Annotated in this window: 17 protein-coding genes; 5 read left to right on the forward strand and 12 right to left on the reverse strand. The window is 74.9% G+C overall.

Annotation, left to right across the window (positions count from 1 at the left end; genetic code table 11):
• Positions 1-59: 59 nt before the first annotated feature.
• From Q7T67_RS03775 to Q7T67_RS03790, 4 genes are all read right to left on the reverse strand, one after another.
• Positions 60-725 (reverse strand): HAD-IA family hydrolase, encoded by a 666-nt coding sequence (locus tag Q7T67_RS03775; protein WP_304786149.1) that lies wholly within the window; start codon positions 723-725, stop codon positions 60-62.
• Positions 726-870: 145 nt separating this feature from the next.
• Positions 871-1,305 carry an SRPBCC family protein gene (locus tag Q7T67_RS03780; RefSeq protein WP_304786151.1) on the reverse strand — a complete coding sequence of 145 codons (435 nt, stop codon included), beginning with the start codon at positions 1,303-1,305 and terminating at the stop codon, positions 871-873.
• A 46-nt stretch (positions 1,306-1,351) separates the two neighbouring features.
• The gene (locus tag Q7T67_RS03785) at positions 1,352-1,876 is read right to left on the reverse strand and encodes a methylated-DNA--[protein]-cysteine S-methyltransferase (RefSeq protein ID WP_304786153.1); all 525 of its coding nucleotides are present in this window, start codon (positions 1,874-1,876) and stop codon (positions 1,352-1,354) included.
• A gap of 30 nt (positions 1,877-1,906) precedes the next feature.
• Positions 1,907-2,374 carry an acyl-CoA thioesterase gene (locus Q7T67_RS03790; RefSeq protein WP_304786155.1) on the reverse strand — a complete coding sequence of 156 codons (468 nt, stop codon included), beginning with the start codon at positions 2,372-2,374 and terminating at the stop codon, positions 1,907-1,909.
• A 73-nt stretch (positions 2,375-2,447) separates the two neighbouring features.
• Between Q7T67_RS03790 and Q7T67_RS03795 the strand changes: the two genes are divergently transcribed.
• Positions 2,448-3,425 (forward strand): hypothetical protein, encoded by a 978-nt coding sequence (locus Q7T67_RS03795; RefSeq protein ID WP_304786157.1) that lies wholly within the window; start codon positions 2,448-2,450, stop codon positions 3,423-3,425.
• Positions 3,426-3,538: 113 nt separating this feature from the next.
• Here the strand turns inward: Q7T67_RS03795 and chrA are convergent, their stop codons facing one another.
• A complete protein-coding gene (chrA, locus tag Q7T67_RS03800) occupies positions 3,539-4,732 on the reverse strand; it encodes a chromate efflux transporter (RefSeq protein ID WP_304786159.1) in 1,194 nt (397 codons plus the stop codon).
• Positions 4,733-4,836: 104 nt separating this feature from the next.
• Here chrA and Q7T67_RS03805 point away from each other — a divergent pair, with 104 nt between their 5' ends.
• A complete protein-coding gene (locus Q7T67_RS03805; protein ID WP_304786160.1) occupies positions 4,837-6,882 on the forward strand; it encodes an NAD(+) synthase in 2,046 nt (681 codons plus the stop codon).
• A gap of 5 nt (positions 6,883-6,887) precedes the next feature.
• On the opposite strand, the gene Q7T67_RS03810 is transcribed toward Q7T67_RS03805, so the two are convergent.
• The 6 genes from Q7T67_RS03810 to Q7T67_RS03835 form a co-directional block, all read right to left on the reverse strand.
• Complete coding sequence (locus Q7T67_RS03810; RefSeq protein ID WP_304786161.1) at positions 6,888-7,712, reverse strand: alpha/beta hydrolase; 825 nt, start codon at positions 7,710-7,712, stop codon at positions 6,888-6,890.
• A gap of 34 nt (positions 7,713-7,746) precedes the next feature.
• Positions 7,747-8,160 carry a hypothetical protein gene (locus Q7T67_RS03815; RefSeq protein ID WP_304786162.1) on the reverse strand — a complete coding sequence of 138 codons (414 nt, stop codon included), beginning with the start codon at positions 8,158-8,160 and terminating at the stop codon, positions 7,747-7,749.
• Between the two features lie 133 nt (positions 8,161-8,293).
• Positions 8,294-8,941, reverse strand: coding sequence for a DJ-1/PfpI family protein (locus Q7T67_RS03820; RefSeq protein WP_304786163.1), 648 nt, complete (start codon positions 8,939-8,941; stop codon positions 8,294-8,296).
• 70 nt (positions 8,942-9,011) lie between these two features.
• Positions 9,012-9,827 carry a thioredoxin domain-containing protein gene (locus tag Q7T67_RS03825; RefSeq protein ID WP_304786165.1) on the reverse strand — a complete coding sequence of 272 codons (816 nt, stop codon included), beginning with the start codon at positions 9,825-9,827 and terminating at the stop codon, positions 9,012-9,014.
• Positions 9,811-10,128 carry a hypothetical protein gene (locus tag Q7T67_RS03830; protein ID WP_304786167.1) on the reverse strand — a complete coding sequence of 106 codons (318 nt, stop codon included), beginning with the start codon at positions 10,126-10,128 and terminating at the stop codon, positions 9,811-9,813. Before Q7T67_RS03830 ends, Q7T67_RS03825 begins: the two co-directional genes overlap by 17 nt.
• Positions 10,125-10,688: an RNA polymerase sigma factor gene (locus Q7T67_RS03835; RefSeq protein WP_304786169.1), complete on the reverse strand. Its 564-nt coding sequence runs from the start codon at positions 10,686-10,688 to the stop codon at positions 10,125-10,127. Before Q7T67_RS03835 ends, Q7T67_RS03830 begins: the two co-directional genes overlap by 4 nt.
• Before the next feature lie 187 nt (positions 10,689-10,875).
• Between Q7T67_RS03835 and Q7T67_RS03840 the strand changes: the two genes are divergently transcribed.
• From Q7T67_RS03840 to Q7T67_RS03850, 3 genes are all read left to right on the forward strand, one after another.
• A complete protein-coding gene (locus Q7T67_RS03840; RefSeq protein ID WP_304786171.1) occupies positions 10,876-12,252 on the forward strand; it encodes a class II 3-deoxy-7-phosphoheptulonate synthase in 1,377 nt (458 codons plus the stop codon).
• Positions 12,253-12,335: 83 nt separating this feature from the next.
• A complete protein-coding gene (locus Q7T67_RS03845; RefSeq protein ID WP_304786173.1) occupies positions 12,336-12,941 on the forward strand; it encodes an NUDIX hydrolase in 606 nt (201 codons plus the stop codon).
• Between the two features lie 55 nt (positions 12,942-12,996).
• On the forward strand, positions 12,997-14,922 hold the full coding sequence (locus tag Q7T67_RS03850) for a potassium transporter Kup (RefSeq protein ID WP_304786175.1): 1,926 nt from the start codon (positions 12,997-12,999) through the stop codon (positions 14,920-14,922).
• Here Q7T67_RS03850 and Q7T67_RS03855 read toward each other — a convergent pair.
• Positions 14,912-15,109: a hypothetical protein gene (locus tag Q7T67_RS03855; RefSeq protein WP_304786177.1), complete on the reverse strand. Its 198-nt coding sequence runs from the start codon at positions 15,107-15,109 to the stop codon at positions 14,912-14,914. The genes Q7T67_RS03850 and Q7T67_RS03855 overlap by 11 nt on opposite strands.
• Between the last annotated feature and the right edge of the window lie 2 nt (positions 15,110-15,111).

Below are 15,111 nucleotides of genomic sequence, written 5' to 3' on the forward strand. Positions count from 1 at the left end.
GGGGGGGGGGGGGGGGGGGGCCCGGCGGCCCCCGCGCCCCCCCACCGACGGTGGGTGGATCAGGCGGTGGTCAGCGACTGCAGGCCGGAGAGGCTGAGCTGCTCGACGCGCTCGTCGGCGGCGTCGAAGTCGTGCGTCTGCGAGTTCTCGCTGGGGAAGGCGGCAACGGTGATGCCGGCGCCCTTGGCCGCGGCGACGCCGTCGAGGTTGTCCTCGATCGCGACGCTGCCGCCGGCGTCCTCGCCGAGCGAGGACAGCGCGTACAGGTAGGCCGACTCGTCCGGCTTCGGACGATCGACGTCGGAGATGCTGACCAGCAGGTCGAAGTCGGAGCGGTCGACGGCGCCGCCGAGCGCGTCGACGACGGCGTCGACGTTCTCCTTCGAGGTCGTCGTCACGAGGGCGATCTTGTAGCCGGCGTCCTTGCCGTCCTTGATCGTCTCGACGACGCCGGGGCGCGGCGAGAGGCCGGCGTCCTTGACGGACTCCTGGAAGAGCCGGGACTTCGTGGCGTGCACGGCCTCGGCGTCGACGTCCTCGCCGGTCTCGGCCGCCTTGTCGGCGACGCGCTGCTTGCCGCCGGCCTTCTTCAGCAGCTCGCGGTAGTCGTCCTGCGACCAGTTCCAGTCCAGGCCGTGCTCCTTGAACGCGCGGTTGAACGCGTCGCGCTGGAGCTCGGAGGTGTCGGCGATGGTGCTGATCGATCCGAAGAGGATGGCGGCCATGGGGGCGGTCCTTGGGTCGTGCTTGGGGGGTGCGTCCGGCGGACACCGGACTGTCCTGCTGGCTCTACCCCGCGCTGCCCGTCGGTACGCGACGTCCCCCCGGACCGGTTGCGGGAGACGGACCGCCCCCTCGGCCACCCCCGTCTCAGCGGTTGTTCAGCACCCGCTCCAGGCCGTCGAGCGTGCGGTCCGCCCGCACCTCGATCCAGCCCTTCAGCATCCCCTCCACGGGCTTGATCGCCAGCCCGCCGATCGTCGCCGTGAACGCGACGGTGCTGCCGCCGCTGCTCGGGGTCACGCGGAAGTCGACGCCCATGTTCGACCGGCTGGGCCCCTTGCCCTTCAGGACGAACCGGGCCGGCACGTCGAGCTCGACGACCTCCCATTTCACCTCGCCGTTCAGCCCCAGCACCCGGACCTTGTGCTTGAACGTGACGCCGCGGCGGGCCTCCGTCGGGATCGGTCCGGCCCAGCCCTTGTGGAGCGCGAACCAGGTCGGCCAGCCCTCGAGGTCGGTGACGACGGCCGCCACGTCGTCGGGGGTGCCGGGCACGTCGCGGCTGCGGGTGATCTCGATCATGGCCGCGACCGTACCGCTGCGGTCGGCGCCGAGCGGGTCGAGGTGCTCAGATCCCGGCGAGGTCCAGGCGCAGGACCTCGGCGCCGGGCACGACCACGCCCTCCAGGCCGAGCAGGAAGCGCTTGCGCTCCACGCCCCCGCCGTAGCCCGTGAGCGCGCCGGCCGCACCGATGACGCGGTGGCAGGGGACGACGATCGAGACCGGGTTGCGGCCGTTGGCCAGCCCGACCGCCCGGGCGCCGCCGGGGACGCCGAGGCGGACGGCGAGCTCGCCGTAGGTCGTCGTCGTGCCGTAGGGGACGGTGCGCAGCGCGTCCCACACGCGGTGCTGGAACGGCGTGCCGACGCTGACGGCCACCGGCGTGGCGAAGTCGCGCAGCTCGCCGGCGAAGTACGCCCGGAGCTCGGCGACCGCGTCCCCGAAGGCGGCGTCGTCGCGGACCGCGTCGTCGGGCAGCGGCGGCCGGTGCCGGTGCTCCTCCATGTAGAGGCCGCAGAGCCCGGCGTCGGTGCCCACCAGCGTCACGGTGCCCACGGGCGTGGGCGTCGTCGTCCAGCGGTGGGCGGTCATGGGGCCGAGTCTGACGGGCGGGGCGGACCGCTAGGCGTCCGCGCGGCCGAACGACTCGCGCTCCGCCAGCCGGTTGGCCCGTCGCGCCTGGGCCTCGCGCTGACGCCGCTGGGCCGGCAGGTCGTCGTCGGCGACCTCGCGCGGCGGCACCTCGACGGGCCGGCCGTCCTCGCCGATGGCGACCATCGTCAGGTAGGCCGTCGAGGTGTGGCGGGTCTCGCCCGTCTGCAGGTTCTCGGCGGTCACGCGCACGCCGACCTCGACCGACGTCCGCCAGACGGCGTTGACCGTCGCCTCGAGCGTCACGACCTCGCCGACGTCGACCCGCGAGTTGAACGACATCCGGTCCATGCCGGCGGTGACGCACCGGGCGCGGCAGTGACGGACCGCCGCCAGGCCCGCGGCCTCGTCGCAGAGCTTCATGATCGTCCCGCCGTGCACGAACCCGCCGGTGTTCGCGTCCTCCGGCCCCATCCACTCCACGAGCGTCGCCTTCATGGCGCACAGCCTCCCACGCCCCGGTCCGCGCACGGCTCCCCGACGCCGGAGGAGCGCCGGGTACCCTCGCCCGATGCGTCGCGCCCTCCCCCCGCTCGTCCTCCTTGCGACCCTCGCGGTCGCGGCGCCATCGGGGGCGGCGACGTCCCCGGAGCCCCGGCCGGCGAAGGGCCGCGCCGTCGTCGTCGCCACGGCGCCCCGGACGAGCTACGCGGTCTTCGCCGCCAACAAGCCCGTCGACCTCAACGTCGTCTACCACCGGCGGTCCTCCTCGGCCGCCGTCCGCCTGGCCGTCCGCCCCGGCGCGGACTCGTGCCCCTCGCGGCCGCGAGCCGCCGACCGACGCCGGGGCGGGGTCGGCGGCAGCTCCTCGAGCGGCCGGGCGTACGTCGCCACCGCGATCCGCATCCGGGCGCGCGTCGGGGTCAACCGCGTCTGCGTGTGGGCGAAGGAGGGATCGGGGTCCTTCCGGCGTCGCGTCGTCGTCCGCGAGACCTTCGCCCGCAACCTCTTCGCCGCCACCACCGCGCAGGGCTCGCAGGGCGACCTCGCGATCGCGGCCGCCACCGTGCTCTCGTCCTCGCCGCTGTCCGGGACCCTGACGCAGCAGACGCTCGGGGGCGGATCGCCGTGCGGCGTCGAGTCGCGGCCGCTGCAGCCCTACCGGATCGGCGTGATCCAACGCGCGACGTACTCCGTCGGCACCGGCTCGGTCTGCACCGGGCTCGCCGTCCAGGCGGCGTCCGGTCCGTCCTCCGCGTCGCTGGCGGTCGGGACCGTGCCGGTCGGCGCCCCGGCCGCCGTCGTCGGCCACGTCGGCGACTGCGACGCCGAGATCCTGAAGTCGGTCCCGGTGCCGCGCGCCGCCGTCCCCGCGTTCGTGGCCGCCGCGGGCTGCCGTCTGGGCCGGGTGCTCGACGGGTCGGACGAGACCAGGAGGCGCGGTGGCCGACCGGCCACCGGCAACGCCTACCTCGCGGTGTACCGCGGCCGCACCGTCGACGTGGCGCCGAAGGGCACGAGGATCGACGTGCTGATCGACGCGCGCTGAGCCTGCGTCCACCGGTGCTCGGCGGCGTCCCGCCGCCGACCCGCCCGACCCCGACCGGAGGCGGGCCGACGGGAGGCGGGCCGACCGGAGTCGGGCCGAGCGGCGGCGGGGCGTCAGGCCGGCAGGGGGACCCCGAGCGCACCGGCCAGCGCTCCGAGCAGCCCGGCCCCGAGCAGCACCGTCAGAACGCCTGCGCGCCCCGTCAGCAGCGCGACCGCACCGGCCACGAGCAGGGCGACCTGCCACGCCTCGCCGATCGCCAGCGCGAGGGGCACCGCCGCGCCGAGGATCGCCCCGATCGCCGCCGGACCCGCGCCGTCGAGGAACGCGCGCAGCCGCTCGTCGTGCCGCAGCGTCCCGAACCGGGGTGCGAGGGCGAGGATCAGGGCGAACGACGGCGCGAACGCCACGACCGCCGCGAGAACGGCGCCCCCGACGCCGTGCGCCGCGTAGCCGACGCCGGAGACGGTGTGGACGACGGGTCCCGGGGTGACCTGTCCGAGCGCCACGACGTCGAGGAAGCGGGCATCGGTCAGCCAGCCGTGTCGCTCGACGGCGTCGGCGCGCATGAGCGGCACGATCACGAACCCTCCCCCGTAGGACAGCGCGCCCACCTTGAACGCGGTCCACGCCAGCGGGCCGATCCCCCCGACGGCCGCGAGCACCGGCAGCGCGACGGGCCAGGCGTGCAGGCGGAGAGGCCCCCGGACCGCCCCGCCGCGCGACGACCGGGGACGCGGACGCAGGACGAGTTCCAGCAGTCCGCACCCCACGAGCACCAGCACGACCCACGGCCCGGCCAGCGCCGACGCGACGGCGCCCAGCACGACGTAGGTGACCCAGCGCGCCGTCCGGCCCGCCCGTGCCCGGGCCAGGCTGGGCCCCAGCAGGGACCAGCCGGCGTGCACGGCCACGGCCGCGACGACCGCGCCGGCTCCCGCCCCCGCTCCGCGCACGGCGGCGGGCGGCGCCCCCGCCAGGAACAGCGCCGCCAGCGCGATCATCAGCACCAGCCCGGGCAGCACGAACGCCAGGCCGCCGACGAGACCGCCGAGCCGCCCGCCGACCCGCCAGGCGGTGAGGATCGCCAGCTGGCTCGAGGCCGGGCCGGGCAGCAGGTTGGTGAACGCGATCGCGTCCTCGAACTCGTCCGCGTCGATCCACCCCTCGCGCTCGACGCAGCGCTCGCGCAGCATCGCGACGTGCACCGGCGGCCCGCCGAAGCCCAGGCAGCCGATGCGGCCCCAGGCCCGGAGGACGGTCCCCAGGCCGACGGCGGAGGTCGGTGGTGGTGCGGAGCCGGTCACGCGGCGATCGAGGCTAAAGGGCGACGACGGCGGCGGCGTGGCCCGGCGGTGACGATCGCCCACGACGAGCACGTCGCCGGGATCCGGGTAACACTGACGGGGCCATGGACTTCCGCAGCCTCTACCAGCACGGATTCGCCCGGGTCGCGGCCTGCACCGCCCGGGTGAGCATCGCCGACCCGCAGCGCAACGCGGAGGCCGTCCTGCGGCAGGCCCGGGCGTGCGCGGACGAGGGCGTCGCCGTGGTGGTGCTGCCCGAGCTGACGCTCACGGGGTACTCGATCGAGGACCTGCTGCACCAGGACGCCGTGCTGGACGGCGTGGAGGACGCGCTGCGCACCGTCGTCCAGGGCACCACCGACCTGCTGCCGCTGCTCGTCCTCGGAGCACCGCTGCGCCACCGCAACCGGATCTACAACTGCGCCGTGGTCGTCCACCGGGGCCGGATCCTCGGCGTCGCCCCGAAGTCGTACCTGCCGACCTACCGCGAGTTCTACGAGGCCCGCCAGCTCGCGTCGGGCGCGGACGAGGACGGCGAGATCCGCGTCGCCGGCGCCGACGTGCCGTTCGGGCCCGACCTGCTGTTCGCCGCCGACGACGTGCCGGGCCTCGTCGTCCACGCCGAGGTCTGCGAGGACATGTGGGTCCCGGTGCCGCCGAGCGCCGAGGCCGCGCTGGCCGGGGCGACGGTGCTGCTGAACCTGTCGGGCAGCCCGATCACCGTCGGCCGGGCGGACGACCGCCGGCTGCACGCCCGCGCGGCGTCGTCGCGGTGCCTGGCCGCCTACGTCTACGCGGCCGCCGGCGAGGGCGAGTCGACGACCGACCTCTCGTGGGACGGCCAGACGATGATCTTCGAGAACGGCGTCCTGCTCGACGAGACCGAGCGGTTCCCCGACGGCGACCGCCGCTCCGTCGCCGACGTCGACCTCGACCTGCTGCGCCAGGAGCGCATGCGGATGGGCACCTTCGACGACAACCGCCGCACCCACGCGGCGCGGACCGGGCGCTTCCGCCGCGTCGGCTTCGTCCTCGACCCGCCCGACCGCGACCTCGGTCTGCGCCGGACGCTCGAGCGCTTCCCGTTCGTGCCCGCCGACCCCGAGCGGCTCGAGCAGGACTGCTACGAGGCCTACAACATCCAGGTCGCGGGCCTGGGGCAGCGGTGCTCGGCGATCGGCGATCCGAAGATCGTCATCGGCGTCTCGGGCGGCCTGGACTCCACCCACGCGCTGATCGTGGCGGCGAAGGCCATGGACCGCGCCGGCCGCCCGCGGACCGACATCCTCGGGTTCTCGCTCCCCGGCTTCGCGACGAGCGACGGCACCCGGACCAACGCCCACCGGCTGATGGACGCCCTGGGCGTCACGAAGGCCGAGATCGACATCACGGACACGGCGACCCTGATGCTGAAGGAGATGGACCACCCGTTCGGGCGCGGCGAGGAGGTCTACGACGTGACCTTCGAGAACGTCCAGGCGGGGCTGCGCACCGACTACCTCTTCCGCATCGCCAACCAGCGCGGCGGCATCGTGCTGGGCACCGGCGACCTCTCCGAGCTGGCGCTGGGCTGGTCGACCTACGGCGTCGGCGACCAGATGAGCCACTACAACGTCAACGCCGGCGTGCCGAAGACCCTCGTCCAGCACCTGATCCGCTGGGTCATCGAGTCCGGGCAGTTCGGGTCCGACGTCAACGGGACGCTCGCGGCGATCCTCGACACCGAGATCAGCCCGGAGCTCGTCCCCGGGGACGAGCTGCAGTCGACGGAGTCCAAGGTCGGTCCGTACGCGCTGCAGGACTTCACGCTGTTCCACGTCCTGCGGTACGGCTTCCGGCCGTCGAAGATCGGCTTCCTCGCCACCCACGCCTGGGGCGACGTCGAGGCGGGCCGGTGGCCGCCGCACTTCCCCGACGCCAAGCGGGCCGCCTACGACCCCGCAGAGATCCGCCGGTGGCTCGAGGTCTTCTGCCGACGGTACTTCGGGTTCGCGCAGTTCAAGCGCTCGGCGCTGCCCAACGGCCCGAAGGTCTCCGCGGGCGGGGCGCTGTCCCCCCGAGGCGACTGGCGCGCCCCGTCGGACGGGAACGCCGCGGCGTGGCTGCGGGACCTCGAGCGGTGGGACGTCGAGGAGTGGTCGGCGGGCTGAGCGCGTCAGGCGACCTGCGCGTCGAGGAAGTCCAGGACGACCGCGGTCACCAGCGGATGCGTCGGCTCCTCGTTGAAGGCGTGCGCGACGTCGACCTCGACGTACTCGGCCCGCAGGTCCTCCGCCAGGCGCCGGACGAGCGGCGTCGGGGTGGTCAGATCCTGCGTGCCGCCGACGACCAGCGTGGGCACGGTCGACGGGCGCACCGGCTCGCGGCTGCCGAGCAGGAGGCTCGCGAGGACGACCCACGACTCGTCCGCCCGGAAGGCCTGGGCGCGGCGGAGCGTCGCGGCCGTGACGTCGGACGAGTAGAGCCCCGCGGGCCGGCTGCGGCTCAGGCGGGTCACGACGCGCATGCTGAGGGCCGCGCCCAGCAGGCCGACCGAGTTGACCGGCCGACGGAGCGCGCCGCCGAGCATCGACCGCACCAGGCCCGTCGGCGGCGCGGGCATGAGCAGCACGAGGCCGGCGAGCTCGTGGCGCCCGGCCGCACGGAGGCAGGCGAGCCCACCGAGGGAGTGCCCGACGAGCACGGGCGGGGCGTCGCAGGCCTCGATCGCCTCGGCGAGCGTCCGGTCGATCGCCGCCAGCCCACCCCGGTCGAGCTGCGGCAGGCGGCGACCGTGGGCCGGCAGGTCGACGATGCGCGTCCGGTGCCCGTGGGCCTCGAGGTCGTCGCGGACGTCGTGGAACGCCGCCCCGGTCGTCCAGGCGCCGGGGACGAGCACGAGCGGCGCCGTGCCGAGGGTCGCCGGACCGTGCGCCGCGGCACGCGGTCCGGTGGACGCGTGGATGTCCGCGGGGTGGGCGGGACGGCGACCGTTTGACACTGTCACATCATACGGCGCCCTCGGGCGCCCCGCCTCAGGCGGACTCGGCCGCCGCGTCGTTGCGGTTGGGCCACGGGACGGTGACCTGGACGGTCACGGTCGTCTCGAACGGACCGTCCGACGAGCCGTCGGCGCGCTCCACCTCGGACGGCCCGGTGAGCTCGGCCGCGTCCCGCTCGTCGAGCGTCACCGTGCCGGTGGCGTCGACCAGGGTGGCGAGGGCGTCGTCGCTCGCGGCGCGGTCGGCCTCCGCGAAGCGCAGCGCGACGGTGACCGTCCAGTCCTCCGGGCGCACCTCGAGCCCGTCGTCGGGCAGGCTCACGGCGCGCTTGGCGGAGGCGGAGACCTCGACCTGCCCCGTCGTCCCGGCCGCACCGAGGGTGGACTGCACCCAGTCGGCGACCCGGCCTTCGATGTCGGCCGAGCGGGCTGCGTCGTCTGTCGTCATCGGTCGACCGTACGCGACGGACCGCGGCCGCGCGGTCGGGCCGGGCGGACGGGCCGGCCGATCGGGCCGGCCGGGGAGCCGGTCGGCCGGGCGTCCGCCGGGCGGTCCCGGGGCGGTGCGGACCCCCGCGCGGTCAGACCGGCGGGTCCGGGTCGTACTGGATCCCGCGTCGGACGTCCTGCGCGCGAGCGGTGCCGGCGAGCCGGTCGACGAGGTGCAGCGCCATGTCGATCCCGGCCGAGACCCCGGACGACGTCACGACGTCCCCGTCGTCGACGAACCGGTCGTCGGGCCGGACGTCGATGGACGGGTCGAGCTCGGCGAGCAGACCCAGTGCGGCGTGGTACGTGGTCGCGGGGCGGTCCCGGAGCAGCCCTGCCGCGGCGTAGACGAGCGACCCGGTGCAGACGCTGGTCATCAGGGGGACCTCGTCGCGCATCCGCCGGACCCACGCCAGGTGGGCCTCGTCGTCGAGCTGCGGACGCGTGCCCTCGCCGCCGGGGTGGACGAGGACGTCGAGCGGCGGGGCGTCGTCGAAGCCGTGGTGCGCGTGGACGACGAGGCCCTTCGCGCACGTCACCGGACCCCCGGACCGCGAGAGGCACGAGACGCTCCAGCCGTCCTGCGGGAAGACCTGGGTCCAGTGGGAGAGCACCTCCCAGGGCCCGATCGCGTCGAGCTCCTCGACGCCCTCGAAGAGCAGGATGCCGATGTGTCGATCGGGTCCCGGTCCGTTCTCGTGGGTCCCGGCGGGGGTGTCGTCCTCGGCGTTCGAGCCCATGCCGCGAACGTAGCGGACGGCGGCGGCAGCGACCTGTCGCCGGGCGCGCCCCTGCCCCGCCCGCCGGCGCTCAGCGCGCCTTCGCCGCGGCCTGCCGGACCGCGCGGTCCAGCGCGTCGACGTCGCCGGGGTCCTCGACGCGGGCGCCCGTGGCCGATCCGCGGGGCACCACGTAGACCGACGGGGTCGCGTCGGTCCGCAGCGCGGCGGCGAGCCGCTCGGCGGCCGCGATGCCCGACCGGGACGCCGGCGTCTCCCGCACGTCGACGTCGTCGGGCTCCAGGCCCGGGGCCGCTCCGGCGATCGCCCGGAGGACCGGCTCGCTCGCCCACGCATCGAGCTCCGAGCCCTGGTTCCAGAACGCCAGGTGGGCGAACGTCCAGAAGCGGTCGGTCGCCGCGAGGGCGTAGGCCGCGCGGCGCGCGCCCTCCCCGTCGGTGGTGCCCGCCGGTGCGTCGCGGAAGTTCACGAGCTCCATCCGCAGGTTGGCCCGCCCGGTCCGCACGAGGCGGTCGACGATCGCCGGCTGGGTCTCGATCTCGTGGGCCTTGCACGCCGGGCACTTCAGGTCGGCGACCTCGAGGATCGTCACCGGCGCGTCGCGGCGCCCCAGCGTCGTGCCGTCCTGGCGGAGCCCGCGCAGCAGCGCCGTCGTCTCGGCCACGCCGCGGACCCCGACGCCGTCCACCTCGGTCCGCGAGCCGTCGTCGGCGGGGTCGCCCTTGAACGCCCCGAAGGCGACCACGGCGGCCACGAGCAGGACGACGACGCCGGCGGTCGCACCCAGCGCCCGCAGGCGGCGCCGGCGGTCGGTCGCCGAGCGCTCCTGCGCCTCGCGCTCCTCGCGGGCCCGGCGCAGCCGGTCGCGCTCAGCAGATCCCGACACCGCGCACCACCCCTTCGATCGGTGCGACGGCGTCGGGCACGGCGGCCAGGGCACAGCGGAGGACCCCGGGGCCGACGATCCGGGCGGGCAGTCCGTCATCGGCGGTCGGACCGGTCGGGGGCGTCGCGCCGGAGGTCACGGTCAGCACGCCGGCCAGGGCGAGGACCGCGACGCACAGGGTCGCGAGGGCGCGCGTGCGCAGCGCCGGGAGCGGTCGGCGGGTCGCCGGGCCCCGTCGGGCCGCCGCCGCGGTGCGCAGCGCGAGCCCCAGCTCGGGGACGTCGAGGTCGCGGTCGGTCATGCGGGCGGCACCAGGCTGCGGAGGGTCGACAGGCCACGGCTGACGCGCTGGCGGACCACCGCGGTGGAGCACTCCAGCTCGACGGCGATCTCGGCGTAGTCGCGATCGTCGAGGACGTGGGCGATCACGGCCTCGCGCTGCTCGGCGGGCAGGCGGTCCAGCAGCCGGACCGCCTCTCCCCCGCGCGCCAGGTCCGCGAGGCGCTCGAGGTGCTCCAGGGTGTCGTCGCCGAGCACGAGCGGCGGCACGCCCATCCGCTCCCGGGCGTCGCGCCGGACGCGGGCCGAGCGGTAGCTGTGCGACAGCACGTTGCGCGCGATCCCGAACAGCCAGCCCACCGCCGCGGCACCGTCCCGGCCATCGAAGCTCGCGGCGCCCTCGAGCGCGGCGGCGAAGACCTCGGCGGTCAGGTCGGCCGCGACCTCCGGGCTGCTCGTCCGCCGCAGCATGAACACGAGCACCGCGCGCTCGTGCCGGGCGTAGAACTCCCCGAACGCCGCGGCGTCGGCCCGGGCGAGCAGCTCGTCGTCGGACCGTCCCCGGCCTCTCCAGCGTCCCATCACCCCTGTAGTACCGCGACGGGCCGCCGTGTGACAACACCGCGGTCGTCCACCACGGTCGGCGGGTCCGCGCCGGCCCGTCGGACGTGCCGACCCGCCGGGCCCGGCGCGGGCCCCCGGTGAGCCGCGGCCGTCCCGTCGCGCGCCGAGCAGGGGCCTCGGCGCCTGGCCCCGTAGGCTCCCCTACGTGAACTGGACGATCGACATCCCCGCGGAGTCGCTGCCCGACCTGCCGCCGCTGCCGCCCGAGCTCCGCGCGGCCCTCGACGAGGCGCTGTCGCGGCCCGCCCTGCAGCAGCCCTCGTGGCCCGATGCCGACTACACCTCGCGCGTGCGCCGGATGCTCGAGGCCGTTCCGCCGGTCACGCTGCCGATGGAGGTCGACCGACTGCAGGAGCGCCTGGGCGCCGTCGCGCGCGGCGAGGCGTTCCTCCTGCAGGGCGGCGACTGCGCCGAGACGTTCGTCGACAACACCGAGGCGCACCTGCGCGGCACCATCCGCACGCTGCTGCAGATGGCCGTCGTGCTGACGTACTCCACGTCGATGCCGGTCGTGAAGATCGCGCGCATCGCCGGCCAGTACGCCAAGCCGCGCTCGTCCGACACCGACGCCCTGGGCCTGCCGTCCTACCGCGGCGACATGGTCAACGCGTTCGAGCCGACGCCCGAGGGTCGTCGTCCCGACCCGGTGCGCATGCTCCGCGCCTACGCCAACGCGTCGGCCGCGATGAACATGACCCGCGCGATCTCCGGGCACTCCGACCTGCACCACGTCCACGAGTGGAACATGGACTTCGTCGCGAGCGCCCCCGCCGGCGCGCGCTACGAGCGCGTGGCCAACGAGATCGACCGCAGCCTCCGCTTCATGAAGGCCTGCGGGGTCGACGACCACGCCCTGCGCGCCGTCGAGATGCACGCCAGCCACGAGCTCCTCGTCCTGGACTACGAGCGCGCGATGCTCCGCCTCGAAGGCGGCCGGCTCTACAACCTCTCCGCCCACATGCAGTGGATCGGCGAGCGGACCCGCCAGATCGACGGCGCCCACATCGCCTTCGCGGCGCTGACCGCCAACCCGACCGGCGTGAAGATCGGCCCAAAGACGACGCCCGCCGACGCCGTCGCGCTCGTGCAGGCGCTCGACCCCGACAAGGTCGACGGCCGCGTCACGCTCGTCGCCAGGATGGGCAACGGCAACGTGCGCGAGGTCCTGCCCCCGATCGTCGAGGCGGTCGAGGCCTCCGGTCACCGCGTCGTCTGGCAGTCCGACCCGATGCACGGCAACACCGAGGAGGCGCCGTCGGGCTACAAGACGCGCCACTTCGACCGCGTCGTCGACGAGGTCAAGGGCTTCTTCGAGGTCCACCGCGCGCTCGGCACGCACCCGGGCGGCATCCACGTCGAGAACACCGGCGAGGACGTCACCGAGTGCCTCGGCGGCGGCCAGGAGATCTCGGACGAGCAGCTCGCCACGCGGTACGAGACGGCGTGCGACCCGCGACTCAACACGCAGCAGTCGCTCGAGCTGTCGTTCCTCGTCGCCGAGATGCTGCAGGAGCAGCGCTGAGCTCCGACCCCGTCCGGGGCGCCGGCGCACCCGGCGGCGGGCCGGTCCCCGCCGGGCCGGTCGTGCCGCGGGAGGCCGGCGCGGTGCTGATCGTGCGCGACGGCCCCGGCGGTCTCGAGGTCCTGATCGGCCGGCGCTCCGAGGCGTCGCTGTTCCTCCCCGGCTACTGGGTCTTCCCCGGCGGCCGGGTCGAGCCGGAGGACGGCGAGGGCGACGGCCGATGGCGCGCCGCGGCGGTGCGCGAGGTCCACGAGGAGGTCGGGCTGCGGCTCCACCCCGACGCGCTCGTCCCGTTCGACCGCTGGCTGACGCCGGAGGGCCTGCCCCGCCGGTTCGACACGGTCTTCTTCCTCGCCGCGGTCGACGCGACCGCCACCCCGGCCGGCGACGCGCACGAGATCGACGTCGCCCGCTGGACGACGCCGGCGCGGCTGCTCGAGGAGGCCGAGGTCGGCCTGCCGATCCTCGCGTTCCCGACGCTCGCGCAGGTCCGCCGCCTGGGGACCGCGGCCACGACCGCGGAGGCCGTCGCGGCCTGCGGGACCGCGCTGCCGCCGACGACCATCACGACGATCGTGGAGGTCGACGGGCAGCCGGCCATGCACGTCGCCGGCGCGGACGGGGTGCCGCGACGCTTCCGCACGGGGCCCGTCCACCCGAACGAGCTGGCGCAGCGACCGCCGGTGTAGCGGCGCGGCGCCACGACGCGGAGCAGCGGCCCGCACGCCCTATCGTTGCGCCGCGATGCCCGACCCAGCGACCCGTCCGGTCTCCCGGCACCAGGCGGGTCTCGCCGCCCTCACCGTCGGGGCGCTCGGCGTCGTCTTCGGCGACATCGGCACGAGCCCGCTCTACGCGCTGCGCGCCGTGTTCTCCGCGGACGACGGTGCGGTGAAGCCGACGGAGGGCGACGTCTACGGGATCATCTCGCTCATCGTCTGGTCGGTCACGATGATCGTGTCCGTCAAGTACGTGACCTTCGTGATGCGCGCCGGCAACGACGGCGAGGGCGGCATCATGGCCCTCGTCGCGCTGATCAAGCGCACCGGCATCGACCGGCCGAAGGTCCAGGCCGGGCTGGTGGCCGCCGGCCTCTTCGGCGTGGCGCTGTTCTACGGCGACGGGATGATCACGCCCGCCGTCTCGGTGCTCTCCGCCCTCGAGGGCGTGGAGGTCGTCGCGCCGAGCCTGGAGTCGTTCGTGCTGCCGTCGACGATCGCGGTCCTCACCGGGCTGTTCGTCATCCAGCGCTTCGGCACCCACGTGATCGGACGCGTCTTCGGGCCCGTGATGATCGCCTGGTTCCTCGTCCTCGCGTTCGCGGGGATCGGCCGGCTGGTGCACCACCCCGCGATCCTGCGGGCGCTCTCGCCGCACTACGCGGTCGAGTTCATCGTCTCCCACCCGGGGATCGCGTTCATCTCGCTCGGGTCGGTCGTCCTGGTGGTGACCGGCGCCGAGGCGCTCTACGCCGACATGGGGCACTTCGGTCGTCCGCCGATCCGGCGGGCGTGGTTCTTCGTGGTCTTCCCGGCGCTGACGCTGAACTACATGGGCCAGGGATCGCTGATCCTCGACGACCCGTCGGCGATCTCGAACCCCTTCTACCTGCTGCTGCCCGACTGGGCGCGGGTCCCGGTCGTGGTGCTCGCGACCTTCGCGACGCTGATCGCGTCGCAGGCGGTGATCTCCGGCGCGTTCTCGGTGACGCGCCAGGCGATCCAGCTCGGGTTCCTCCCCCGCCTCTCGATCCGGCACACCTCCGACGACGAGATCGGTCAGGTCTACGTCCCCGCCGTCAACTGGGCCCTGTTCGTGGCGGTCGTGGCGCTCGTCGTCGGGTTCGGCTCGTCCGAGCGGCTCACCACGGCGTACGGCATCGCGGTCACCGGCACGCTCCTGATCGACTCGATCCTCTTCCTCGTCGTCGTCCGGGTCCTGTGGCGGCGACCGCTGTGGAACGTCGTCGCGGGCGCCGCCGTGTTCGTCACCATCGACGTCCTCTTCCTGGCCGCGAACGTCCCGAAGGTCGTGCACGGCGGGTGGTTCCCGCTCGGCATCGGGGCGATCGTCTTCCTCCTGCTGACGACGTGGGACCGCGGCCGGGCCGAGGTCTCGGCCGCCCGCGAGGAGGCGGAGGGCCCGCTCCAGGAGTTCGTCGACCGGATGCACGCCCTGACGCCGCCGGTGCAGCGCCTGCCGGGCGCCGCGATCTACCTGAGCCCGGGCCGCGCGACGACGCCGCTGGCGCTGCGGGTCGGTGTCGACCGCCTGCACGGGATCCCGGAGGAGGTCGTCGTCGTGACGGTGGAGACGACGACCACCCCGCACGAGCCCGCGAGCGAGCGCATCGTCTTCGACCCGCTGGGCCACGACCACGACGGCTACAGCCACATCACCCTGCGCTTCGGGTTCCAGGACCGGCCCGACGTGCCGGCGGCCCTGGCGCTCGCCCGGCGCAGCCCCCGGGGTCTCGAGGTCGACTTCAACCCGTACCACGCGACCTACTTCCTGTCGCACATCACGATCGTCGCCGACCGCTCGCCCGGGATGGCGCGCTGGCGCAAGAAGCTCTTCCTGACGATGGCGCGCAACGCCTCGAGCCCCGCGGACTACTTCGGGCTGCCGGCCGAGCGCGTGGTGACCCTGGGGTCGCGGATCACGTTCTGAGTCGGGACGGCCGGGCGAGGGCCCACACCTGGACGTCCTCGCCCTCGCGGCGGACGTCCTCCACGCGGTGCGCCAGGCCGTCGTAGTGGAGGCCGGTCGCGCCGGGCCGGACGACGGACTCGGGCACGTAGGCGTGACCGCGGTCGACCCAGGACGTCGCCTCCGTGCGCCGGGTGTGCAGGCGCACGG

It is taken from the genome of Patulibacter sp. (genome assembly GCF_030655195.1).
In the GTDB taxonomy this organism is placed as follows: Bacteria; Actinomycetota; Thermoleophilia; order Solirubrobacterales; family Solirubrobacteraceae; genus Patulibacter.